General features: G+C 66.8%; 23 protein-coding genes. 9 read left to right on the top strand and 14 right to left on the bottom strand.

Annotation, left to right across the window (positions count from 1 at the left end):
- Positions 1 to 46: 46 nt before the first annotated feature.
- Entirely contained in the window at positions 47 to 1,852 is a 1,806-nt protein-coding gene (locus AC6LJW_RS17335) for a chloride channel protein (protein WP_498087846.1), read from the bottom strand.
- A gap of 84 nt (positions 1,853 to 1,936) precedes the next feature.
- On the opposite strand from AC6LJW_RS17335, the gene AC6LJW_RS17330 reads away from it, so the two are divergent.
- The 5 genes from AC6LJW_RS17330 to AC6LJW_RS17310 all read left to right on the top strand — a co-directional run bounded on the left by AC6LJW_RS17330 (position 1,937) and on the right by AC6LJW_RS17310 (position 6,384).
- Positions 1,937 to 2,389, top strand: coding sequence for a MarR family winged helix-turn-helix transcriptional regulator (locus tag AC6LJW_RS17330; protein WP_156395096.1), 453 nt, complete (start codon positions 1,937 to 1,939; stop codon positions 2,387 to 2,389).
- Between the two features lie 119 nt (positions 2,390 to 2,508).
- Entirely contained in the window at positions 2,509 to 3,672 is a 1,164-nt protein-coding gene (locus AC6LJW_RS17325; RefSeq protein ID WP_498087845.1) for an HPP family protein, read from the top strand.
- A gap of 56 nt (positions 3,673 to 3,728) precedes the next feature.
- Positions 3,729 to 5,168, top strand: coding sequence for a sensor histidine kinase (locus AC6LJW_RS17320; protein ID WP_427987999.1), 1,440 nt, complete (start codon positions 3,729 to 3,731; stop codon positions 5,166 to 5,168).
- Positions 5,165 to 5,779 carry a response regulator transcription factor gene (locus tag AC6LJW_RS17315; protein ID WP_105239080.1) on the top strand — a complete coding sequence of 205 codons (615 nt, stop codon included), beginning with the start codon at positions 5,165 to 5,167 and terminating at the stop codon, positions 5,777 to 5,779. The genes AC6LJW_RS17320 and AC6LJW_RS17315 overlap by 4 nt, the downstream gene beginning before the upstream one ends.
- 116 nt (positions 5,780 to 5,895) lie before the next feature.
- Entirely contained in the window at positions 5,896 to 6,384 is a 489-nt protein-coding gene (locus AC6LJW_RS17310) for a GlcG/HbpS family heme-binding protein (RefSeq protein ID WP_056566538.1), read from the top strand.
- Here the strand turns inward: AC6LJW_RS17310 and AC6LJW_RS17305 are convergent.
- The 6 genes from AC6LJW_RS17305 to AC6LJW_RS17280 all read right to left on the bottom strand — a co-directional run bounded on the left by AC6LJW_RS17305 (position 6,377) and on the right by AC6LJW_RS17280 (position 11,985).
- Complete coding sequence (locus AC6LJW_RS17305) at positions 6,377 to 7,531, bottom strand: YeeE/YedE family protein (protein ID WP_498087858.1); 1,155 nt, start codon at positions 7,529 to 7,531, stop codon at positions 6,377 to 6,379. The two genes, AC6LJW_RS17310 and AC6LJW_RS17305, sit on opposite strands and share 8 nt — an antisense overlap.
- A 36-nt stretch (positions 7,532 to 7,567) precedes the next feature.
- Positions 7,568 to 8,494, bottom strand: coding sequence for a sulfurtransferase (locus tag AC6LJW_RS17300; protein ID WP_056561511.1), 927 nt, complete (start codon positions 8,492 to 8,494; stop codon positions 7,568 to 7,570).
- Between the two features lie 161 nt (positions 8,495 to 8,655).
- Positions 8,656 to 10,221 (bottom strand): hypothetical protein, encoded by a 1,566-nt coding sequence (locus AC6LJW_RS17295; protein ID WP_498087844.1) that lies wholly within the window; start codon positions 10,219 to 10,221, stop codon positions 8,656 to 8,658.
- Between the two features lie 141 nt (positions 10,222 to 10,362).
- Complete coding sequence (locus tag AC6LJW_RS17290; RefSeq protein WP_056561515.1) at positions 10,363 to 10,902, bottom strand: DsbA family protein; 540 nt, start codon at positions 10,900 to 10,902, stop codon at positions 10,363 to 10,365.
- Positions 10,899 to 11,402, bottom strand: a complete 504-nt coding sequence (locus AC6LJW_RS17285; protein ID WP_056561517.1) for a redoxin domain-containing protein — start codon at positions 11,400 to 11,402, stop codon at positions 10,899 to 10,901. Before AC6LJW_RS17285 ends, AC6LJW_RS17290 begins: the two co-directional genes overlap by 4 nt.
- Before the next feature lie 64 nt (positions 11,403 to 11,466).
- Positions 11,467 to 11,985: a Dps family protein gene (locus AC6LJW_RS17280; protein WP_105239085.1), complete on the bottom strand. Its 519-nt coding sequence runs from the start codon at positions 11,983 to 11,985 to the stop codon at positions 11,467 to 11,469.
- A gap of 226 nt (positions 11,986 to 12,211) precedes the next feature.
- On the opposite strand from AC6LJW_RS17280, the gene AC6LJW_RS17275 reads away from it, so the two are divergent.
- The 4 genes from AC6LJW_RS17275 (at position 12,212) to AC6LJW_RS17260 (ending at position 16,306) form a co-directional block, all read left to right on the top strand.
- Entirely contained in the window at positions 12,212 to 14,179 is a 1,968-nt protein-coding gene (locus AC6LJW_RS17275) for a PAS domain-containing sensor histidine kinase (protein WP_200949365.1), read from the top strand.
- A complete protein-coding gene (locus tag AC6LJW_RS17270; RefSeq protein WP_056561523.1) occupies positions 14,176 to 14,826 on the top strand; it encodes a response regulator transcription factor in 651 nt (216 codons plus the stop codon). The genes AC6LJW_RS17275 and AC6LJW_RS17270 overlap by 4 nt, the downstream gene beginning before the upstream one ends.
- 116 nt (positions 14,827 to 14,942) lie before the next feature.
- Positions 14,943 to 15,323, top strand: coding sequence for a response regulator transcription factor (locus tag AC6LJW_RS17265; RefSeq protein ID WP_427987991.1), 381 nt, complete (start codon positions 14,943 to 14,945; stop codon positions 15,321 to 15,323).
- Between the two features lie 146 nt (positions 15,324 to 15,469).
- A complete protein-coding gene (locus AC6LJW_RS17260; RefSeq protein WP_056561527.1) occupies positions 15,470 to 16,306 on the top strand; it encodes an alpha/beta fold hydrolase in 837 nt (278 codons plus the stop codon).
- A gap of 69 nt (positions 16,307 to 16,375) precedes the next feature.
- On the opposite strand, the gene AC6LJW_RS17255 is transcribed toward AC6LJW_RS17260, so the two are convergent.
- The 7 genes from AC6LJW_RS17255 to AC6LJW_RS17225 form a co-directional block, all read right to left on the bottom strand.
- Positions 16,376 to 18,613, bottom strand: coding sequence for a rhodanese-like domain-containing protein (locus tag AC6LJW_RS17255; RefSeq protein ID WP_056566543.1), 2,238 nt, complete (start codon positions 18,611 to 18,613; stop codon positions 16,376 to 16,378).
- A 113-nt stretch (positions 18,614 to 18,726) separates the two neighbouring features.
- On the bottom strand, positions 18,727 to 19,656 hold the full coding sequence (locus AC6LJW_RS17250) for a CysB family HTH-type transcriptional regulator (RefSeq protein ID WP_056561529.1): 930 nt from the start codon (positions 19,654 to 19,656) through the stop codon (positions 18,727 to 18,729).
- A 10-nt stretch (positions 19,657 to 19,666) separates the two neighbouring features.
- Entirely contained in the window at positions 19,667 to 20,017 is a 351-nt protein-coding gene (locus tag AC6LJW_RS17245; RefSeq protein ID WP_427987988.1) for a VOC family protein, read from the bottom strand.
- Between the two features lie 121 nt (positions 20,018 to 20,138).
- Positions 20,139 to 21,353 (bottom strand): cystathionine beta-lyase, encoded by a 1,215-nt coding sequence (gene metC, locus AC6LJW_RS17240; protein ID WP_498087843.1) that lies wholly within the window; start codon positions 21,351 to 21,353, stop codon positions 20,139 to 20,141.
- An 87-nt stretch (positions 21,354 to 21,440) separates the two neighbouring features.
- On the bottom strand, positions 21,441 to 22,289 hold the full coding sequence (locus tag AC6LJW_RS17235) for an amino acid ABC transporter ATP-binding protein (protein ID WP_056561535.1): 849 nt from the start codon (positions 22,287 to 22,289) through the stop codon (positions 21,441 to 21,443).
- Complete coding sequence (locus AC6LJW_RS17230; RefSeq protein WP_498087842.1) at positions 22,276 to 23,094, bottom strand: amino acid ABC transporter permease; 819 nt, start codon at positions 23,092 to 23,094, stop codon at positions 22,276 to 22,278. The genes AC6LJW_RS17235 and AC6LJW_RS17230 overlap by 14 nt, the downstream gene beginning before the upstream one ends.
- A complete protein-coding gene (locus AC6LJW_RS17225; RefSeq protein WP_498087841.1) occupies positions 23,084 to 23,821 on the bottom strand; it encodes an amino acid ABC transporter permease in 738 nt (245 codons plus the stop codon). The genes AC6LJW_RS17230 and AC6LJW_RS17225 overlap by 11 nt, the downstream gene beginning before the upstream one ends.
- Positions 23,822 to 23,850 lie beyond the last annotated feature (29 nt).

Raw genomic sequence — 23,850 nt, 5'->3', positions numbered from 1 at the left:
GCATGGCAGCCCGGCGTGGCAGACCAATAAGGCCCGCCGGGCATCATCACCCCGTCTTCCCCAGCCTCCCGGCCGCCGCCGGCGCCCGGCGGAAGAACGCCGCCCGCTGGCTTTCCTCTCGCAACCGGCGCGCGCGCGACCTGAACAAATCCTTGCGGCCCACGATCCCCAGCAGCCGGCCGCTATCCCGATCGACGATAGGCACCCGCCCCGCCCCGGACAAGGCCATCCGGTCCGCGATCTGACTGGCCAGTTCGTCGGCATGCCCGTACACCAGCTCGCGCCCATCCAGCGCTTGCGCCAGCGTCCGCTCGTCAGGCTCGCCTTGCAGCGCCCACGCCAAGGTGTCGGCGCGCGTGACCTCGCCGATCACGATGCCCTCGCCGTCCAGCACCGGATAACTCGTATGGACCGGCTGCGCGGTGGTGAAATGCGCGACGGCGTGCGCCACCGTCATCGTGTCCGGCAGCGTCTGCACGGGCGATGTCATCACGTCTGCGACGCGCAGCAGGTCGAAGGGATCCACGCGGTACTCGCGGCTGATATGGTGACCGCGGCGCGCGATCTTCTCGGTCAGAATCGAACGCTTGAGCAATAGCACCGTCACGCCGTAGGCAAAGACGCAGGCCGCCAGCACTGGCAGCAGCGCGTGCATGTTGCCGGTCAGCTCCACGGCAAACAACGTGGCCGTCAGCGGCGCGCGCATGGTGCCGCCCATCATCGCCGCCATGCCCACCAACGCCCAGAAGCCGGGATCGGCGTGCGGCAGCGCGGGAGACGCCAGTGCGCCCAGCGCGCCACCGAAGATCAGCAGCGGAGCCAGCACGCCGCCAGAGGTGCCGGAGCCCAGCGCGATCGACCAGATGGCGACCTTGACCACCAGCAGCACCAGCACGGCCTGAAAGGCGAGATCGCCCGCCAGCATGTGTCGAATGTTGTCGTAGCCCACCCCGAGCGCCGCGGGCTCGATCAGCCCGCCAATACCGATAACCAGACCACCGATGGCCGGCCACCACATCCAGTGGATGGGCAGCTTCTCGAACAGGTCTTCGGCCGAGTACACCAGCGAGGTCAGCACACCGGACCCCAGGCCCGCCAGCACCCCCACGGCGGCGCAGGCCACCAGATGCCACGGCGTGAAGGCCAGCGTGCCGGCATACGCAAAGATCGGGCCGGGTTCCATGATGAAGGCGCGCGTCGCGGCCGCCACCAGCGCCGCCACGGCCACGGGCAGGAAGCTGCGCGGCTTCCACTCGAACAGCAGCAGCTCGACCGCCAGCAGCACCGCGGCCAGCGGCGTGCCGAAGATCGCGGTCATGCCGGCCGCCGCGCCTGCGACGAGCAGCGTCTTGCGTTCGCCGTCGTCCAGGTGGATGGTCTGCGCCAGCAGCGAGCCGATCGCGCCGCCGGTCATGATGATGGGCCCTTCGGCGCCGAACGGCCCGCCGGTGCCAATGGACACGGCCGAAGATACGGGCTTCAACACGGCCACCTTCGGGTGGATGCGGCTCTTGCCGATCAGGATGGCTTCCATGGCTTCAGGGATGCCGTGGCCACGAATCTTCTCGGAACCGTAGCGCGCCATGAGGCCGATGATGAGGCAGCCGACGACCGGAATGAACACAGAGCCGAGTCCGAGCCGCCCTGTCGTGATAGGCAGGTCGGCAAACGAAAACAGGCCGTGATAGGCCAGATTGGTGCACAGTGCGATGAGGCGGAGCAGAAGCCAGGCGGCAGCCACGCTAGCCAGTCCGACCGGTATGGCGAGGCCCATCAAGAGGACGACGCGACGGTCGGTAGTGAAGTCGCCAAGCCGCAGTCCGGGCTTGGCGGAAGAGGAAATGGGGGGCATGGTCAGGGAGTGGTTTGGAAGAATTCGCGCGAAGTTTGCGAAAAGTCATATATATCGTAGCACGACATATATTAGAATCGCCCGGTGAACGCCTCCACGACTCCCACTCGCCTGTCCCCCGCCGACTACGAACTGCTCGCGGATTTCCGCTATGCGCTGCGAAAATTCGCGGCGTTCAGCGAAAGCGCAGCCGCGGGCCTGGACCTGATGCCGCAGCAGCATCAGGCGCTACTTGCCATCAAGGGCACGCGCAAAAACGCGCCCGGACGGCGCGGACTCTATGTCGGCGAAATCGCCGAACGCCTGCTGATCCGGCCGCACACCGCCGCCGAACTGGTGGGTCGACTGGCGCGATTGGATCTCGTCAGCCGCGAAGCCGACCCCGAAGACGGACGCCGCGTCGAGGTCGTGCTGACAGCCAAGGCCGAACGCATGCTGGAAGACCTGTCCGCTTCGCACCTCGAAGAACTGCACGCCATGCGCCCGCTATTGACGCGGCTGTTGACGCGCATGGGCGCCGAGCCCGGCAAGGACTGACCCACCGGCTTTTCATCCAAGATTTGGTCTGCGCGGCATAAGCTCATGCCGCCAGGAAATAAGCCTCGTGATAAATTGTCGCCCCGCGACATATCAATGCGTCGCGAGGAGAGACTGTCTTGGGTGTGTCAATCAAGCGCTGGCTGGGGTCGTTCGCGCCAGCGCCCGTGGGCGTCAATGGACGCGAAAAACTTTACGGTGCGGTAGGCGCCCTGCTCGGTCTGTTCTGCACCGAGTGGGTGGGACGCCACGCGCTGGGCGCGGACAATCCGTGGTTCATCGCCCCAATGGGCGCATCGGCCGTGCTGCTGTTTGCCGCGCCGGCCAGCCCGCTCGCCCAGCCCTGGTCGCTGATGGCCGGCAACCTGGTGTCTGCGCTGATCGGCGTCTTCTGCGCCCAATTCATTCCTGTTCCCGGCATCGCCGCGGCCGTCGCCGTGGCGCTTGCGATTGGCGCGATGTTCTCCCTGCGCTGCCTGCACCCGCCCAGCGGCGCCGTGGCGCTGACCGCCGTGCTGGGCGGTCCTGCCGTCGCCAAGCTGGGTTATGCCTTTGCGCTGTGGCCCGTGGCGTTGAACTCCGTCATCCTGCTGTGCATCGCCGTGGTCTTCAACGGCGCGCTGAAACGCAACTACCCCCGCCGCCATGCGGAGCCGGCCGCCGGCCACAACACGCGCGATCTGGTCCCCAGCGCGCGGCTGGGCTTTTCGCGCACCGACCTGGATGAGGCGCTGACCCAGCGCGGTGAGCTGCTGGACATCAGCAAGGAAGACCTGGAAGAGATCGTGCTGGCTGCCGAGCTGCGCGCCAGCGTGCGCCGCTTTGGCGAGGTGCGCTGCGCCGACATCATGTCGCGCGACGTGGTGACGGTAATGGAAAAGGATCCGCTGGACTATGCGGTCCGCCTGTTCGACAAGCACCGTGTCCAGGCCCTGCCCGTGCTGGATTCGGCGGGCCGCTACGCCGGCATGATCGCCCAGGGCGACGTGCTGGCCAGGAAGAGCCGCCTGACGCCGGTTGCCACGGATGCCGAATCCGCGCCGGACCTGCTGGTGGCCGATTGCATGCGCAGCGAAGTGCCGTTTGCCACGCCCGGATTGCCCGTGATCGAGCTGGCGCGTCCGATGTCGGACAGCCTGCATTGTGTGCCGGTGCTGGACGAGGCACGCCATCTGCAAGGTCTGGTGACGCAGTCGGACCTGGTGGCCGCGTTGTATCAGATGGCGGTGTCCGCCAACTCGCAGCCAGCGGACGGCGCCGGGCCACACAAGCTGGCCGCCTGACCCTCCGTAGCCCTACGGATTCCGGCGCGCGTTACCCGCAAGGCATAATTGCCGGCGTGAATCCCCTCTCGCGCACGCGCGCTTTCATCTGCTGGCTGGTGCTTTTCTGTCTGGGCGCAATCTGGATCGCGCGGCAGGAATACGTGGACCAGTACGAGCGCTTCTTCCAGAGCACCAGCATCGCCCAGCGCATGCTGAGCCAGAAGACGGTGCAGCATGAAGCCGTCCTGGCCACGTTGGCCGCGTTGTCGCATCCCCCCGCCCCCGAACGCCTCTTTCCCAGCCTGCAGCCCGCGATGCCGCAGTTGCTGGGCTTGGGCCACCTGCCCGGCGGCGTCTGGGCGGGCAGCCTGCCCGAACCCGCTGGCCTGTCCCAAGCGGTGGAGCGCGCGCGGCAACTGGGTCGCCCCGTGACCATCGCCGTGGACGACGCGCGCTACTGGTTGGTGTCGCCTTCCGGGTGGAGCCTGCTGATCGACGCGCGCCAGCTCGTGCCGGCCGCCGACTTTCCGCCGGGCCTGGGCAACCTGACCCTGGCCGTGGACCGCAATCCGCTGCCTTTGCTCGACAAACAGCCCCACGACGCGTTGCCCGGCTGGACCCTGGCGCTGCAAAAGCCGCTGGGCGCGGCCAGCCAGCCGTTTCAGATGCGCAGCACCCGCACGCTCACCCCCGGATTCTGGCCATGGACCGCCTGGCTGGCCTGGGCCGCGGCGAGCGGCCTGCTGATGGCTGGCGCCGCCGCCTGGCAACGCTCGCGCGCGGAAGCTCGCCGGCAACAGGAACAGGTGCGTCTGGCGGCCATGGCGCGCCTGAGCACACTGGGCGAAATGGCTGCAGGCATCGCGCACGAACTCAACCAGCCGCTGACCGCCATCCTGGCGCAAACCCGCGCCGCCGCACGCCTGTTGGATGACGAGGACGAGCGTCCAGTCGTGCGCCACGCGCTGCTTGCCAGCGCCGAGCAAGCCAAGCGTGCGGCCGACATCATCAGCCGCATGCGAGCGCTGGTGCAGCCCAGTTCGCCCGCGCGGCGCGAAGCCATCGACCCCGACGCGCTGGTGGCGTCGCTTCGCTTTTTGCGCGAGCCCGAGCTTGCCAGACAGGGCATCCGCCTGACCTGGACCAACGCCAGCCCCGGCGCGCGGCCCCTGGGCGATCGCGTGGCCCTCGAACAGATCCTGCACAACCTCGTGCAGAACGCGGCTGACGCGCTGGACGGCGCTTCGGGTGCGCGCCAGATTGCACTGGAAGGCCGCGCGGCCGACGGCAGCTACCAGTTCAGCGTCAGCGACACCGGCCCGGGCATTGCGGCGGACGCAATGCCGCGCCTGTTCGCCCCGTTCTTCACCACCCGCGACCAGGGCATGGGCCTGGGCTTGGCGCTGTGCGATACGCTCGCTGGTTCGATGGATGGCCGCATTGCCGCGCGCAACCTCAGCCCCGCTGGCGCATGCTTTACCGTCAGCCTGCCGCAGGCCGGAGCCGCCGCATGAATCCCAACGATCATTCCCCGCTGGTCTACCTGGTGGACGACGACGACGCGGTCCGCGACGGGCTTGGGCTGCTGCTGCGCAGCGTCGGCCTGCGCAGCGCGGGCTTTGCGGACCCGATGGCGTTTCTTGCCGCGCTGGCGCAACCGGTGATCGGTTGCGTGGTGCTGGATATCCGCATGCCGGGCATCAGCGGACTGGACGTGCTGGCCCAGCTGGCCGAACGGTCCGACCTGCCCGTGGTCATGCTGACCGGCCACGCCAACGTAGACCTGTGCCGCCGTGCCTTCAAAGGCGGCGCCATGGAGTTCCTGCAAAAGCCGGTCGACGACGACGTCTTTCTCGATGCCGTCCAGGCGGCCGTGCGCACGCACATCGCCAGCCGCGAGCGCCTTGCCGTCACACAGGCGGCGGCGGACCGCCTGGCGCGCCTGTCGGGTCGCGAGCACGAGGTGCTGGAGCGCATCGTGCGCGGCATGAGCAACAAGGAGATCGCGCGCGAGTTCGACCTGTCGCCGCGCACGGTCGAGACCTACCGCGCCAACGTCTTTGCAAAGCTGGAAGCCGAGTCGCTGGCGCAACTCATCCGCCAGTACGCGACCCTGCTCGATTGAAGCGTCGCCTCCGTAACGCTACGGAGGCGCGCGCGTAGTCGGGCGTATACCGCGCCCGCGGCCTTTTGGCCACACTGTCTGCTCCTACCGCAACACCCCCGAAAAGGATGCAGACCATGAAGAAACTGTCGCTTGCCGCCCTGCTCTCCACGCTGGCTTTCGCCGGCGCCGCCAACGCTGCCGTGTTGAGCGAGAACAACCTGTCGATGGCCGATGCGCAAAAGCTCGCGACGGCCACCGTCGCTGCCTGCCAGGCCAAGGGCTACAACGTCAGCGCGTCGGTCGTGGACCGCGCCGGTCTGCTCAAGGCCTTTGCGCGCGCCGACAACGCCGGCCCGCACACCATCGAAGCCAGCCGCGCCAAGGCCTTCACCGCGGTCTCGGCCAAGACTCCCACGCTGACCATGATGGAAAACGCGCAGAAGAACCCCGGCGCGGCCAACCTGACCGACATTCCGGGCTTCCTGCTGCTGGGCGGCGGCGTGCCCGTCAAGGCCGGCAACAGCGTGATCGGCGCCATCGGCGTGGCCGGCGCACCGGGCGGCAACCTGGACGCGCAATGCGCCGACGCGGTGCTGGAAGAGAACGCCGCGCTGTTCAAGTAAGCACCGGCGCAGCTGCGGGCGATCTTGCCACCCGCAGCCCCGCCCAGATGCCGGCCAGGCAGGCGGCGCCGAACACCCATCCCGACGCCGCGCCGGCCATCACGCCGGACAACAGCGTCCCGACGGTGCAGCCCAGCGCCGTCATGCCGCCCCAGCCCATCAGCACGCCGCCCGCGAAGTTGCGGGCGATGTCCTTCATGGATGGCAAGCGAGGCCGGAAAGCGCCCGCCGCCAATGCCGCTGCCCACGCACCCGCCACCAATGCCATCACGAAGACGCCGTTGTTGGACAGCAACGCGCGTTTGACCACGGTGGCGCAGCCCGCAAAGGTGTCCAGCCCTTCAAGCCTGTCCGGCAGCCACCCCGACGCCGCCGCGGCCGTGCGGGCAAGGCTCCCCAGTTCCGCCGTGACGCCCAGCGGCGCGATGCGCAAGTAGGCGATAACGCCGATGAAGCCGATCAGAAGACCGCCCACCGCCGGCGGCCAGCGGTCCTGAAGCACGGCGCGCCAAAGCGGTACGGCCAATTGCGGGGCGGATGTCGCGGGCGACGACGCGCGCCGCCCCGCGCGGCTCAATGCCCATGCCAGCGCCACCAGCGCGCCGCACTGAACCAGCACACTCCCCCCGTAGCCCAGGTGCCGAGGCAGCCAGACCACGGGCGCACCCTGGATCAGCGACAGATACAGCGCATTCCACGACGCGAAGCCCAGCACAAATCCCAACGCCGCGCCGAGCAAGGCAAAGGGCGACGCGAGCGCACCCTCGCCCAGCCGGTAGAAATGCGCGCTGATGCACGACCCCGAGATCCGCATGCCGATGCCGAAGACGAACGCGCCCGCCACCAGCGCCAGGCTGACCGGCCCGATGTGCGCGCCGGGCGGCAGGCGATCCGCCGACGGGATGGGCAGGAAGGCGCCGAACACGGCCGCGTAGCCCAGCACGCCGGTGCCTAGCGCGATCAGCACCGCGTACAGGCCCGCGGTCTCGCGGCGTTCGATGAAGTCCCGCGCGATGCAGTAGAAGCAAAAGCGCGACCGCTGCAGCACGACACCGAACGCCGCGCCCAGCAAGAGCGAAAGCGACAGGCTGCGTCCGCCCTCGGGCTGCGACGACACGAACCATGCCGCCAGAAAAATGGCCGCCATCACCGCGGCGGCCGATACAAAGCGCAAGGCGTTCACTCAGGTCTTGCCCCACACGGTGCCCGCCGGATTGCTGATGGGCGAGCCGACGCTGTTGCCGTATTCCGTCCAGGACCCGTCATAGTTGCGCACGTCGTAGCCCAGCAGCTTGCTCAGCGCAAACCACGAATGGCTGGAGCGCTCGCCGATTCGGCAATACGTGATGATGGGCTTGGTGCCATCCACGCCCGCCGCCTGATAGATCGCCTTGAGCTCGTCCGCGGACTTGAACGTGCCGTCCTCCGCCACCAGCTTGCTCCAGGTGACGTTCACCGCGCCCGGCACGTGGCCCGCGCGCACGGCCAGCTCCGGCACGCCATTGGGCGCGAAGATCTTGCCGTTGTATTCGTCCGCCGACCGGATGTCGACGAGCACGCCGTCCTTCTCCTTGCGTGCGACGGCCAGCACGTCCTGCAGACGCGCGCGCAACGCGGGGTTCGCCTCCTTGACCTTGACCGTGCCGGCCGCGTGGACCTTCACGCTGTTTGACAGGGGCCGCCCTTCGGACTCCCACTTCTTGCGGCCGCCATCCAGGATCTTGACGTTGTCGACGCCATAGATGTCGAATATCCAGGCGCCCCATGCGGCGAACCAATTGTTGTTGTCGCCGTACAGAATCGTCGTGGTGTCCGCGTTGATGCCGGAGCGGGCCAGCAGCGCCTGGAACTGCGGCGGCGGCGCGATGTCGCGGTTGACGGTGTCGACCAGGTCGGTGTGCCAACTGGCGTTGGCCGCGCCCGGGATGTGGCCGCGTTCGTACAGGCCCGGATTGACGCTGACCTCCACCACCCGCACCTTCGGGTCATTGAGGTTCTTTTCCAGCCAGTCCGTCGAGACCAGATACTTGGCGTGCTGCGCAACGGCTGGCGCCGCGGCCAGGGTTGCCGCTGCGGCAAAGGCGCCGGCCAGCAGAGTGCGTAGGGACATCGGATTCTCCTGAAATGGGCTGCTGACGAGCCCTTGGAATCCGGACGATATCGGGTCGCTTCCCAGCCGGGAACGACATTGTTTTTATATTCTGATTACCGATTCAGGTGATTGTCAGGTCATGCATCGGGCAAGACAGCCGGCCTTGCCCGATTCACCGCTCAGTCCTGCCGCTCTCGCGCCACCGCGCGGGACAGGGCCAGGTGCTTGCTCAGCAGCATCGCATCTGCGGCCGCCGGGTCACGGCGCTGCAGGCGTTCGCTCTCCGAAGGCTCCCGCTCCGCGGCGCGCACCAGCGACAACAGGTCGCGCGTCCGGGTTTCGATCACAGGGGTCAAGGTGTCTTCGATCAGCTCGCCCTTCACGTACGCCTGCACCCGCGTCGACAGATTCCGCGTATGCGTGAAGGTCGCTTCCGCCAGCCCGCCCAGTTCGTACCGGATACCGGTCTGACTGGTGACCTCGTCCTTGATCTGGAAGAACTTGTAGTTCTGCGAGTCCTTGTCGTTGGACAGCTCCAGCTTCTGCTGCGGCGTGAATGCGGTATGGAAGCTGGCGGTCAGATTGGCGCGCTGCTCCTGCTTGACGGCCAGGTCGAATAACGGCCGGCCGCTGACGTTGCTGTTCTGCGAGACCTGATAGGTGAACTGGTCGACTTCGCTGGTCTTGTACGGATTGCTCGCGTCCATGGTCTGCGAGATCGAGGCCGAGAAGTCGGCCACGCCCGACAGCAGGCTGCGGTACGTGTAGCCGGCCGCCACGATGCGCGGGGACTGGCTGGACGGGGCGGCGCCCGCTTCATAGCTTTGGTGCAGTTCAGCGAATGCGTCCTTGAACACGGACATCAAGGCCTCATCGCCTCGGCCCCGGCTGCGCGCGGCATCGAACTGCTGCAGATAATCGCTGACGGCCGCGGCGCGCTGCTGCGCGTTGCCAAAGAGCGCGGCCTTGCTCACGTCGACGTCGACCTTCACCACGCCGTCGGCGTTCTTGATGGTCAGCGACCGCTGCTTGCTGTCCGCGGAAAAGTCGATGGACTGCGAGACGACGCCATCCGTCGTGGTCGTGGCTTGCAGCGACACCGACGACAGCACCGCGGAATCGAACTTGGCCAGGCTGGACCACGCCATGCGCGGCGGCACCGATGCCAGGCCGTCCACCGTGTCCTGGAACGCCTTGGACAGACCGGCGATGGCCTTGCGCTCGGTCTCGGACAGCTCGCCCTCGGCCACGTCGATCTGCACCCCAATGCCATCCGCGGAGTTGGTCAGGCTGACCTGGACTTTCACGCCGCTGGCCGTCGTGATGCGCAGCGTGTAGGCATCCTCGGCCTGCGCGGCCGATCCTGCCTGCACCGTGCCCAGGGCGTCGATCTGCCCGGCGCCCGGCGACATCCTTGCAGACTGCGAATAATTACCGCCGTCGGTCTGGAACCTGTCCAGCAGCGCCGCGGCCACGCCTTCGAGACGCCCGGCAAGCGTGCGGGCGGAAAGCGTGTCGGCGATGACGGAGGACACCTTGTCCGCCGCCTGGCGCTCCCAGACCACGCCCGCTGCCGCAGGCTGCGACGTGTAGGTCAGCGCGGGGGACGTGCCCTGGCCGAGCGTGACCGTCGTGGATGCGGGCACGGCCGCATTGTCGGCCTTGTCGCCGGCGCGGGTCACGCCGGTGGCGGGCGGCGCCAGACCGATCGTGGTCACGGGGCCGATGGAGGCAACGGATGTCATGGCGTCTCTTCCTCTTGGAGGCCGCGGGCAAGCCTGCACCCCCGGCCGGGTTTCCTTCGAGAAATGTAACGGCAGCAAATCGCCAGACTTAAGCCCATGGCGTGAACGGGTAGCGGCCGGACGATGCCTGCCGCTACCCGTTCACGCATGCACCGCCGCGCCGCGCGCCGCTTGCGTCAGTGCATCGATGAGGCTGTCCGCGTCCCGCGGACCGTCATACCGAAGGCCGTTGATGAAGAGCGTGGGCGTGCCGTTCACGCCGCTGCGCACGCCGCCGCTGAAGTCCACTTCGATCTTGGAATCGAACGCCCCGCCGAACGCACGCTGCAGCACTTGCGGCGACAGGCCTATTTCCTCGCCGTAGGCGAACAGATCGCTCTCCTTCAACGCGTTCTGGCGCTCGTAGAGCATGTCGTGCGCCTGCCAGAACTTGCCTGCCTGCGCGGCGGCCTCGGCAAACTCCGCCGCCGCGACCGCATCCGGATGCAGTTCCGAAATGGGGAAGTTGCGGAACACGAAGCGCAACCGGTCGCCCAGCGCCTGCTGCACCGCCTTCAGCACGGGATAGGCCTCGCCGCAATACGGACACTCGTAATCGCCATACTCCACCAGCGTCACGGGCGCGGTGTCCGGCCCTGCGGCGTGGTCCTGTGCATTCACGGGAATGAAAAGGCGGCTCATGATTGCACTCCTTGCAAGGCGGGGGCCAGCTTGTCGAGCGCGTCCAGGATGCCGTCGGCGCCCGGGTTGATGCCCAGCGGCGACACATAGCTCCACCGGATGACGCCGTCGGCGTCTATGACGAACAGCGCCCGATCGGCGATGCCCTCCTGTTCGCGGTACACGCCGTAGCGCCGGGCGACCTCGCCCTTGGGCTCGAAGTCCGCCAGCAGGGGGAAATGCAGCTTGCGGTCCGCGGCGAACGCGGCGTGACACCAGACCCCGTCCACCGAAATACCGACCAACTGCGCGCCGGCCTTGTGGAACTCAGGAAGGATCTGGTTGTAAAGCGCCATCTGGTCGCCACAGACAGGACTCCAGTCCGCGGGATAGAACGCCAGGATCAGCGGCCGGCCGCGCAATTCTTCCAGCGCGACCGTCTGGTCCGGCGTGGCGGGCAAGGCGAAGGACGGAGCGGTCGTGCCGGCAGGCAGGACGGCCGCGGGATAGTCGTATGACATGAAACGTCTCCTGGACGCGCCGCGCGCGGCGCTAGGGTCAGGACAGCAATTGACCGGGTTCGGCTCAGCGTGCGGCGCGGGTCGATTCGTACAGGAACCAGGTGCGGCGCTCGGCCTCGTCGATCCAGTTTTCGATCAGGCTGGTCGAGGCGACGTCATTGTGTTCCTCGCACACAGCGTGGGTGGCGCGCAGGAAGCCCGTCAGGCGGCGGTTGTCGTCGGCCAGTTCGGCCAGCATGTCTTCGGGCGTCACGTAGTCGGCGTCGTTGTCCAAGAGACGCTGCAGGCGCTGGATGTGGCCGATCGAACGCAGCGTCGTGCCGCCCACCTTGCGGGCGCGCTCGGCGATGACATCGGTCGTGGCATAGATTTCGTCGCCCTGCTCGTCCAGCATCAGGTGGTAGTCGCGAAAATGCGGACCCGACATATGCCAGTGAAAGTTCTTGGTCTTCAGGTACAGCGCGAACATGTCGGCCAGCAGACCCGTGAGGGCCGCGGCGATGTCGACCCTGGCCTCGGCGCCCAGGTCGGTGGGCGTGCGCAGGGGAGCGGTGATGCGGGTTTGAAGCGAAAGATCGTTCATGGAATTTCTCCGGGTTGGCTTCACGATTCGGGCGTTGATTCCCGATGGAAACCAGAATAGCCACGGCGATCCGCCAGCAAAATCGGCTGATCGTTTTCTCGGGTCATACCAAGGTTTACCCAGGAAATACGCGTGTCTTCTTCCAAAGATCGCTGATAATGTGCGGGTCTCATTGCGTGCCCCCGGATTTCTGCCCGGCTTGCGCGCCCTTACCCAGAGGTGGATCTTGCTCACGTCGACACTCGGCCGCGCACCTGGCCAGCCGCCGCAGCAGTCGCGTCCCGGCGCCCCGGAGACCGCGGGCCCGCATCGCATGCAGTTCCTGTTTCGCGCGGCCGCCCTGCTGCTGGCGCTGATCATTGCGGTGGTCGATACGTTCACCGACTTCGACGGCGCGGTGGCCGTGCTGTATGTCGTGGTGGTGCTGCTTGCGGCACGCACGTTCCGGCGCCTGGACATCATCGTGGCGGGCACCGGCGGCATCGTGCTCACCATCGCGGCCTATCTGAATTCCCACGGTCTGAATCATGTGGGCTCGCCCACGGTCCGGGCGCTGGTCAGCCTGGCAGCCATCGGCATCACCGCGCTGCTCGCGCTACAAAACCAGAGCGCCACCCGCAGGCTCGCGGCGCAAGCGCGCCTGCTCAATCTGTCGCACGACATGATCTTCGTGCGCGACCATCAGGGCGTGATCAACTTCTGGAACCGCACCGCCGAGGACGCCTACGGCTGGCCCGCCAGCATGGCGCTGGGACGCGTTGCCGATGATCTGCTGCAGACCCGCTACCCGGACCGGCGCGAGGCCATCGAGGCCGAGCTCCTGACGACCGGCAGCTGGGACGGCACGCTGGAACAAAAGACCCAGGCCGGCGCCACGCTGGTGCTGGAAAGCCGCTGGGTGCTGCAGCGGGATCATCATGGCCGCGTCACCGGGGTCATGGAAACGCACCGCGATGTCACCGATCGCAAGGCCGCCTACACCGCGCTGGTCAGCAGCGAACGACGCTACCGCCGCATGTTCGACGCCAGCCGCATCGGTGTCATCCAGGAAGACTGGCGCGCCGTGCGCACCGAGTTGACCGCCCTGGGGTTGATGGACGGTCCCGCGCTCACCGCCCACCTTGCCCAGCATCCCGAATTCATCGGCCAGGTCCGCAAGCTGACCGCGGTCGATGACATGAATCCCGCGTTTCTGGCCATGGTGGGCCGGCCGGGCGCGGCGCCCGAACCCTACTCCGTGGACGACATCCTGTGCGAGGACGACCGCATGTTCGCGCGATCCCTGACGGCATTCGCCCAGGGCGACGCCTTCCACGAGGGCGAGACCGAAGTCGTGCACGCGGACGGCTCGCGCGTGCCGGTGCTGTTCACGATCACCTTCCCGCCCGCCGATGACCTGGACGGCTCCGTGCTGGTCTTCGTGGTGGACATCACTGAACGCAGGCAGGCGCAGGACGCGCTGCTGCTGGCGCAGACGGAACTGGCGCACGCGGCGCGTGTCGCCACGCTGGGCGAGCTGACCGCATCCATTGCGCACGAAGTCAATCAGCCCCTGATGGCCGTCGTCACCAGCGGCGACGCGGGCATGCGCTGGCTGCGCCGTCCCCAGCCCGATCTGCATGAGGTCGAGCTGGCGATGGAACGCATCATTTCCGAAGGCCGGCGCGCCAGCGAGATCGTCAAGCGCATTCGCGCGTTCCTCAGCAAGGCGCCGGTGCAGCAGGCAGCGCTGGATATCGGCGCTGTCATCGAGGAAGCCACGCGCCTGGTGGCGCACGAGCTCACGCGCGAGCGCGTCGCGCTGCAGGTGGACATCGAGCCGGGCCTGCCGCTCATCATGGGCGACCGGATCCAGCTTCAGCAGGTGCTGGTCAACCTGATGGTCAACGCCAGCCAGGCCATGTCCGGCCAGTCTCAGGCACGCCAGTTGTCAGTCAGCGCGCGGCGCCACGACGACGACGGTCTGGTCGCCGTCACCGTGGGCGATACCGGTCCGGGCATCGCACCTGACGACCTGGAACGCCTGTTCGACCCTTTCTTCACTACCAAACCGCAAGGCATGGGCATGGGCCTGCCGATCTGCCGCACCTCGGCGCAGGCCCATGGCGGCAGCCTTACCGTCGATAACACGCCAGGCGCGGGCGCGGCCTTCACGCTGACGCTCGCCACCACGCAGGGGAATCTTTCCGCATGAACAACCGTACCGCCCCCGGCGCATCGCCCGCCGCTGCGCAATCGCAGGTGATCGTCGTCGACGACGAAGCCAGCGTGCGCGCGTCGCTCGACAGCCTGTTCCGCTCGATCGGCCTGCGCACCACCCTGTGCGCGTCGCCCGCCGAACTGCTGCAGACCCAGATCCCCGACGCGCCCGGCTGCATCGTGCTGGACGTGCGCCTGCCGGGCATCAGCGGACTGGACTTCCAGGACCAGCTCATCCGCCAAGGCATCGACCTGCCGATCGTGTTCATCACCGGCCACGGCGACATCCCCATGACCGTGCGCGCCATGAAAGCCGGCGCGGTCGACTTCCTGTCCAAGCCTTTTCGCGAACAGGACATGCTGGATGCGGTTTCGGCCGCCATCGAACGCGACACCCAGCGCCGTTCCCGCGATGCGGCCATGGATGGCCTGCGCGCCCGCTACGAGACCCTCACCCCGCGCGAACGCGAGGTCATGGCGCACGTGGTGTCGGGCCTGATGAACAAACAGGTGGCGGGCCTGATCGGCCTGAGCGAGATCACCGTCAAGATTCACCGAGGCCACGTCATGCGCAAGATGGGGGTCCGATCGCTTGCCGATCTGGTCCGCCACGCCGAGGCGCTGGGCATTTCCGCGCCCTGACCCGTTGATGGGACAAACCTCCGTATGATTTTCGAGGCCGTCGCAAAGGTTCATAAAGGAACCTGCCGGGCATCGGATGCGTATCGTGATCCGACAGGCCCGAAGGATTTTCTTACATGAACCACACTCCCACTATCGCGGTGGTCGACGACGACGATGGAGTCAGGATCGCGCTGTGCAGTCTGCTTCGCTCCCTCGGTTACGAGGTCCGGCCCTACGGCTCGGGACCCGAGTTCCTGAACGACGCGCGCGGCAGCGACCCGGACTGCATGATCACCGATGTGCAGATGTCGCCCATGACGGGCGATCAGCTCCAGGCCGAGCTGATCGCGGCCGGGCGACGCTTTCCCCTGATCTTCATGACGGCCTTCCCCACCGAGGCGGCGCGGCAGCGGCTGCTGGCCCTGGGCGCCTGTGCGTACCTGGACAAGCCGGTGGACGGCGAAGCCATGGCGCGATGCGTGGCCCACGCGCTGCAAGGCGCCCAGTCCGCGTGATCGCAGGTGGTGGCGTATTGGACACATCCGCCACGAAACCCTGCATATACCTTTGTATGACGCGCCAAGCCCAGCGTAGGATGTCCCGGCGGCGCATAAGGCCCTAGTCTATCTCTGCGGTCCAACTAACCCCCGGAGAATCCGACATGAGCACGATCACCACCCCCGACGGCGTTGAAATCTTCTTCAAGGACTGGGGCCCCAAGACGGCCCAGCCCATCATGTTCCACCATGGCTGGCCGCTGTCCAGCGATGACTGGGATGCACAGATGCTGTTCTTCCTCGCCCAGGGCTATCGCGTGATTGCACACGACCGGCGCGGCCACGGCCGCTCGACCCAGGTCAGCGACGGCCACGACATGGACCATTACGCCGCGGACGCCGCCGCCGTGGTTCAACATCTGGACCTGCGCAACGCCGTGCACATCGGCCACTCGACAGGCGGCGGCGAAGTCGCCCGCTACGTCGCCCGCCATGGCGAGCCGCAGGGCCGCGTCGCCAAGGCCGTGCTGGTCAGCGCCGTCCCGCCGCTGATGGTCAAGACCGAGTCCAATCCGGGCGGCACGCCCATCGAAGTGTTCGACGGCTTCCGCAAGGCGCTGGCCGACAACCGCGCGCAGTTCTTCCTGGACGTCGCCTCGGGCCCGTTCTACGGCTTCAACCGCGACGGCGCCAAGGTCTCGCAGGGCGTGATCAACAACTGGTGGCGCCAGGGCATGATCGGCGGCGCCAAGGCGCACTACGAAGGCATCAAGGCCTTCTCCGAAACCGACCAGACCGAAGACCTGAAGGCCATCAGCGTTCCGACGCTGGTCCTGCATGGCGACGACGACCAGATCGTGCCGATCGACGACGCGTCGCGCCTGTCGGTCAAGCTGCTCAAGAATGGCACGCTGAAGGTGTACCCGGGCTTCCCGCACGGCATGCTGACGACGCATGCGGACGTGATCAACGCGGACCTGCTGGCGTTCATCAAGGGCTGATCCCGCAAGCGCGAATTGAAAAAGGAAGGCAGTTGCCTTCCTTTTTTTTCGCCTGGCGGGCGGTTCGCGTTATGCCTGCGGGATCAACCTGATGCCGGCCGTGCCGTCGCGCTCCAGTTGCGCAACCAGCCCAAGTTCCCAATCCAGGTAATCACGGAACCCCTGGTCTCGCGCCGACAGATCGTCGTAAAGATAGGGACTGATGGCCTGATCGTCGTCCCCGGTCAGCACGCCGTCGGCGCCCGTAGCCAGCGCCAATCCCTGTTCCTTCCACCCGCGGGTTCCCGCCAGCAGGTACTGCACCGGCCGCCCGGTCTGATGCGCGAGTTCGGCCGCCACCACGCTGGCCACCACGCCATCCGAAGACGTCAGTACGATGGCGCGCGAATCATCCGCCGGTAGAAACTCGGCCAGCCGATCCGGCGCGGCGAATCGCGCGCCCGGCACGTGCCCGCGCTCATATGCGAGCCGCGACTCCACATCGAACACGACGGCCTGCCCGGCATCCAGCGCGGCAAGGAGCGCCACGACGCGCAGACCCGCGGCCGGCGGGCGGTGGTGCAGCACGCGTACCGGCTCCGCGCCGCGCTGCTGCGGTGCCAACGCGGGCGGCTCATACAGATAGACCTCCACGGCACCCAGTTGTGCCAGCCACGCCCCGGTAGTCAGCGCACGCACGCCATCCCAGTCCGCAAGCACCACCCGCGCGCCCCGGGTCGCCAGGTATTCGTCGGTGGCCTGCACAAGCTGGCCGCCCGGCGCCCAGCGCCAGCCCTCAAGGTGCCCCGCCTCATACTCCTCGCGCGTACGGACGTCGAACTTGTAAAGCGTCCGAGTCCCCTGCTCCGTCTCGAATTCCTGAAGCGTCGCCGCGTCGATGTGACGGATGCCGGCACGCCGCGCCACGTCGCGCGCCTGCTCGCGCGCGGCGGTCAGAGCCTGCGGGCCGGGCTCCGGCAGCGCGGCGTGGCGGCCATGCGCAAGTTCCCGCCCCGACAGCAGCCATTCCATCGTGCCGTTGCGCAGGGACGCGACACGGTTGGGAATGCCGGCATCGATCAACGTCTGCGCGCCCACGATGCTGCGCGTGCGCCCGGCACAGTTCACCACCACGAAGGTGCCGGGGTCGGGCGCGAGCTCGCGAATACGGTAGACCAGTTCCGCACCCGGCAGGCTGTGTGAAAACGGCAGCGTGAAGTTATGGAATTCCTCGGGCGTGCGGCTGTCCACCACGACGATATCGTCGCCCCGCGCCACCCGCGCATGCAGGTCGTCCACGTCGATCCACGGCGTGTGCTTCTCGTGCTCGATCGCCTCACCGAACGCCTTGCTGAGCACGTTGGTGCCCGAGAACACCTCGCGGCCCTCCTGCTCCCAACCGTCCGTGCCGCCCGCCAGCACGGAAATGTCCGACCAGCCCAGCCGTGTCAACTTGGCCGCTGCCTGGTGCGCCAGGGTCTCGTCGTCGTCGACCAGGACAATGCGCGTGTCACGGCGCGGCACCAGCCGGTCTGCCAACAGTTCCAGGCGCCACAGGGGCGCCGATGCCGCATGCAGCAGATGACGGCGGGCGTAGCGGCCGGACTCGCGCACGTCCAGCACGGCGATCTCCTGCCGTTCCCGCAAGGCATCCTGCAAGGCCTGCGCGGACAGCCGGGCATGGTAGATCGCGGCCGGCGGTGAGAACGTGCGGTAGGCGCCGCCCGTGGTGCTCTCGAACACCACACGGCCGTGCAGGCGGTCCAGCGCCAGGCCATAGAAATGCAGGTGCGCGCCCGGCTCGTTGCCGATCAGCTCGATCGTGTGGACGTCGGCGGGCCCAAGCGCGATCGAGCTGCCCGGGCCCACGTCCACCCGCCGCACGTGGCTGAGCGTATCGCGCTGAGGATCCGCGCTCTCCGAACGCGCAAAGACCTCATTGCGCTCGTTGCCCCTGACGCCCGCGATGATGGCCCAGGTGGTGTGGTCGTGGGGGGGCTGCGCCTTGCCAGGGTTGCCCAGCGACAGGTAAAGCGCGTAGCCGCCGTCGATGTCTTCAGCCAGCCGGTAGATCGACGTCGGGCGACCCGGCACCACGGCAAACGTTTCCGGGTCGAAGAGCTCGCGCCGCAGACCAAACGCCTGCAGCCTCTGGGCGACTTCCTCCAGTTGCGCCGGCGTGGCGTCAACCGGGTTTGGGATCAGCCGCCTGGCCTCGGCGATGAAGCCGCGCACGGCGTGTGCGCGTTCAGCGTGTTTGGGATCGGCCTGCGTGCGTTCGGGCTGACTGCTTTGCGCCGCAACTGCGGCATGCGATGAGTTGTCCATGGTCTGATCCAGCATCGGTGAAGGATGAGTGGCCCAGCCTAAAGTGCGGGACCCGCACCGGACAACGTAAAAATCTGTCTATGGATATGCAGCGCGCGCTGCTCGCCCGCGCATCAGCCCTCGCCCTTGAGCTCGCGCTCCACGACCTCGCGCGTCAACGTGGGCACGAACATCTCGATGAAATGAAAGGCGTACCCGCGCAGCCAGGCGCCCCGGCGGATCGCCAGGCGCGTGAGGTTGATCTCGAACAGATGCCGCGCGTCGATGGCGCGCAGCCGGCTGTCACGTTCGGCGTCCCAAGCCACTGCTGCCACGATGCCCACACCCAGCTCAAGCTCGACGTACGTCTTGATCACGTCGGCGTCCATCGCAGTCATGACGATGTCGGGGGTGATGCCGGCCCGCGCGAAGGCCTCGTCGATGTGCGCCCGCCCCGTGTAGCCGCGCCCGTACGTAATGATGGGATAACGCGATAGCTGCGACAGCGTGACACCGTCGTGCTGGCGCTCCAGCGGATGGCCGCGCGGAACGATGACGCTGTGGCTCCACCGGTAGCACGGCAGGTTCACCAGGCCCGGATAATCGGCCACGGCCTCGGTCGCCACCCCGATGTCGGCCTCGCCTTCAAGCAGCATCTCCGACACCTGCTTGGGCGATCCCTGGTGCAGATGCAAGACCACTTCCGGGTAGCGTTGACGGAATTCCTTGATGACGGGTGGCAAGGCATAGCGCGCCTGAGAATGCGTGGCGGCAATCGACAGCACGCCCGTCCGGCTGTCCGCGTATTCCGCGCCTGCGTGGCGGATGTTGTCCGCGCATTGCAGGATCTGCTCGACCAGCGGCAGGATCAGCTCGCCGGGCGGCGTCAGACCAATCAGCCGCTTGCCCGACCGCACGAAGATGTCGACCCCGACTTCTTCTTCCAGTTCGCGGATCTGACGGCTTACGCCGGGCTGTGAAGTGTGCAGGCTTTCGGAAACGTCGGTCAGGTTGAAGTCGCAGCGCACGGCCTCGCGCACCGATCGCAATTGCTGGAAGTTCATGCTGCGCGCCTCAGTCCAGGATGGCCAATTGATTGCCCGACGGATCCTTCACGTACATGACGCGCGGCAGCACATCGGGCAGCGAGCAGACGGGATGATGGCCCGCCAGGCGGAGCCGCGAGAGGATGTCGTCGTAAGCGCTGGCCTTGATGGCCAGGTAGTCGGGTTTGATGGCGCGCGTGACAGCCTCAACCGGCGACAACGACAACGTCGCGTCACCAAGGGCGAAACGCAGGCGATCATCGTCGGCGCCCGCCACCTCCTGCAGTCCGATAACCCGCTGGTAGAACTCGCGGACCGCCTCCTGCCGATGCGACAGAAAGGGAAGTTGTACCGATTCGATGGAAAGAATAGAAGACATGCCCTGCCGCCAGCGATGGAACAGGGCAAATGATAGTACCCGGAGGTACAACCGGACAAAGAGGTTGTAATTGCTTCTACATAGCCATAAGCCTTAAAGCGCGCACCTCATTTGCATATGCTCAGGCACTGCGGCGCAAGGGGTCGCGCGTGGCGGCAAAGGCGTGTTCAAGATCATCGATCAGGTCCAGCGGACTCTCGAGGCCCACATGCAGCCGCACCACCGATCCGCCCGCATCCCCTTCCCGCCCGTAGCTGTGTTCGGCAAGCCGTTCGGGCACGGCCTCGAGCGCCAGGCTCTCGTATCCGCCCCAGGAAGCGCCGATGGAAAAATAGGAAAGCGAATCGATGAAGCGCGCGGCGGTTGCTGGATCCGGATGCGCGAAGGCGAATGACACCAGCCCGCTTGCGCCGCTGAAGTCTCGCCGCCACAGCGCATGGCCCGGGTCTTGCGGTAGCGCGGGATAGTAGACCCGGGCCACGTCCGGATGACCGGCCAGATGCTCGGCCACGCGCAGAGCATTCTGCTGGTGGCGCGCGAGCCGCACGTCCAGCGTGCGGATTCCGCGCAGCGTCAGGTACGCATCGTCGGCGCCGACGGACAGGCCCAGCGCATCGTAAGCCGCGCCGATACGCGCGGCCAGGTCGGCGCTATCAACCGTTACCACGCCCATCATGACGTCGGAATGACCCGCCAGATACTTGGTCGCGGCCTGAATGGAGATGTGCGCGCCCAGCGCCAGCGGCTGGCAATATAAGCCCCCGCTCCAGGTGTTGTCCACCGCGACCAGCACGTCATGACGGCGCGCTTGCGCCGCAAGCGCCGGAAGGTCCAGCACTTCGTAAAGCAGCGAGCCGGGAGATTCCAGATAAAGCAGGCGGGTATTGGGACGGATGCGCGATTCAAGGTCGTCATGCGTGGCCGAGAAGTACTCGACCTCGATGCCATAGCGCTGCAGCAGGGACTTGTCGACCTTGCGTACCGGCGAGTAGACGCTGTCCGACACCAGCGCGTGGTCGCCTGGCGCCAGCGTGGCCAGCAGGACCAGAACGATGGCCGACAGGCCGGACGGCGCCAGCACCGTGCGATAGCCGCCTTCCAGCGATTCCACGGCCGCTTCCAGCGCCTGATGCGTGTCCATGCCATGCCGCCCATATGTGGCGACGCGCTCGCCCGCCGCGCGCCGCCGCTGCAATGCGGCCTGCGCGGCAGTGTCCGCGAACCGGACCGTGCTGGTGCGAACCACCGGCACGTTTACCGGGCCCGAACTGCCCTTCAATGCTGGCGAGCCGGCGTGCACGAGCCGAGTCTCCACGTGCGCGTGACGGCGGCTCATGCGCGCACCGCCATGCGCTTGGGCCGTTGCAGCCGGGCCTGGCCTTCGACCAGGGAAATGAGGTGATTCATGCTCGACTCCAGAAGTTCACACTGCCAGACGCAGGGGATCAAATCGCAGGTACTCGGTAATCGGGTCGGGTTGGCTGACGCGCGCCACGGCCCCCGCCGAGCGTCGTAGAAAGGCCCGCGTGCGATCGCTGTCCGGCGATCCGAAAATCCGCGACGGCGGCCCCGACTCGACGATGCGCCCAGCCTCGGTGAAGTACACGGTATCGCTGACCTCCTCGGCGAATCGCATCTCGTGCGTCACCAGCACGCAGGTCAGCCCGTCGTCGACCAGATCACTGATTACCGTCAACACCTCGCCCACCATCTCCGGGTCCAGCGCAGACGTCACCTCGTCGAACAGAATCAGTTCCGGCCGCAGCGCCAGCGCCCGTGCAATCGCCACCCGCTGCTGCTGCCCACCTGACAGTTCTCCCGGATAGGCGCTCTCCTTATGGTCCATGCGCACCTTTGCCAACAGCTCGCGCGCTTGCGCCACGGCCTGGCCGCGGGGCTGCCCGGCCACCTTGATTGGAGAGATCACCAGGTTCTCCAGCACGCTCAGGTGCGGGAACAGGTTGTATTGCTGAAACACGAAACCCACCCGCTTGCGCAATCCGATGAACTGCGCCTCGGTCGTCAGGGCATCCACACGGACGCCGTCCACGTCGATGGCGCCGCGCTGTGGCCGCAACAGGCCGGTGATGCAGCGAAGAATGGTCGATTTTCCCGACCCGGACGGGCCGATGATGGATACCGCCTCGCCGCGCCCGACATCGACGTCGATTCCTTTCAGGACTTCGGCGTCGCCAAAGGCGAGATGGACGTCGCGCAGGCTCACGAGCGGCGCCCGCGAAGCCGGCTTCGCGGCGGTTTCAATGATGCGCATGGCGACGCTCCAGGTGGCGCGTCCAACGCGCGATGGGATAGCAATAGGCGAAGAAAAGCGCCAGCAGCGTGAAATAGATCAGAATCGTGAAATCGGTGCGATTCACCGTATTGCTGGCGATGGTGGCGGTGTCGACTAGGTCGTGGACGCCGACCAGCGAGGCCAGCGATGTGCTCATGGTGATGCTGGCATACAGGTTCATCCACGACGGCAGCATGCGCCGCACGCATTGCGGCAGCACGATCATCCGGAATATCTGCCCGCGCCTGAACGCAAGCGATTGCGCGGCTTCCCACTGCGCGCTGGGGATCGACTGAATGGCCCCGCGGAATATCTCCGCCACGATGGCGCTGGCCGGCAACCCCAATCCGATGACGACCTTGATCCAGTCGGGAAACGGCACGCGCCAGGAAGCAAGGCTTAGCTCGAACGGAAAGACATACGTCGTGAAGTACACCAGCACCAGAATCGGCGCATTGCGAAAGGCCAGGACGTAGCCGCGCGCGAGCCGCCGCAGCAACGATGACGGCGACAACGACAACGCACCCACGAACAGCCCGAGCACCGTGCCCAGGGCCATCGCCAGAACGCTGAGCTGGATGTTCATTCCCAGGCCCCGCAGCAAGGCCGGCGCCCAATGCCAAAGCAGCTTCACCGCCGCCGGCGTGGTGGCGGTCGCCGTCCAGGTCACGCCCAGCACGGCCAGCGCCAGCAGCAGCACTAACCAGGGATCGCGCAGCGGCGCCATCAGAACGCCCGGGCACGCCTCACGCTGCGGCTTCTTCCACGCGAGCTCATTGGCCATAGCCGGGCATCCTCAAACGATTTTCCAGCCAGCGCCCGCCCGCCCCCACCAGCCATGTCAAAAGGCCGAAGTACAGCAGGATCAGCAAAAGCAGCTCAAGCACGTTGTCGCGGTACGACCAGATCATGATGGACTCATAGGTCACATCTCCCACGGCAATCGCCGAGGCGATCGCCGTCATCTTCACCAGATCGACCAGGTTGTTGACCAGCGCGGGCAGCGCAAAGCGCAGCGCAAGCGGCAATTGCACCTGCGTCAATATCTGGCGGCTGGAGAATGCAAGCGAGCGCGCGGCCTCCAGCGTGACCGCCGGCACGGCCTCGATGCCCGCGCGCAGCGCTTCCGCATGGAACACGCCTTTGTGCAGGGCCACCACGACCACAACCCAAGCGAAGGGCGAAATCGGGCTTGCCCCGCCCAGCTTCTGCGTGATGAGCATGTTCAGCACCAGAAAGGCGCAGTACAACTGCACCAGCGTGGGCGTATTGCGGGTGACTTCCACGAAGGCCTGCAGGGGCCGGGCCAACCATGCGCGGCGGCTCGTCAACCCCGCGGCGATCAGCACGCCGGACAGGAGGCTGACGGGTATGGTCCACGCGCAGAGCTGCAGCGTCACCAGCAGACCGTGCGCGAAGGCGGACCGCTCCGCCGGCTCCAGCACGAAGGTGTAGTTCAGGCCCAGCGGCCGGAAAAAGCTCACCCACGCCTGCAATACCGTTTCGATCATGCGCCCGCCTCCCTTTGCTGCGTCGATGC

The sequence above is a fragment of the Achromobacter sp. 1012554356 genome (genome assembly GCF_059760815.1).
This window is presented reverse-complemented; position numbering and strand designations above follow the sequence as displayed.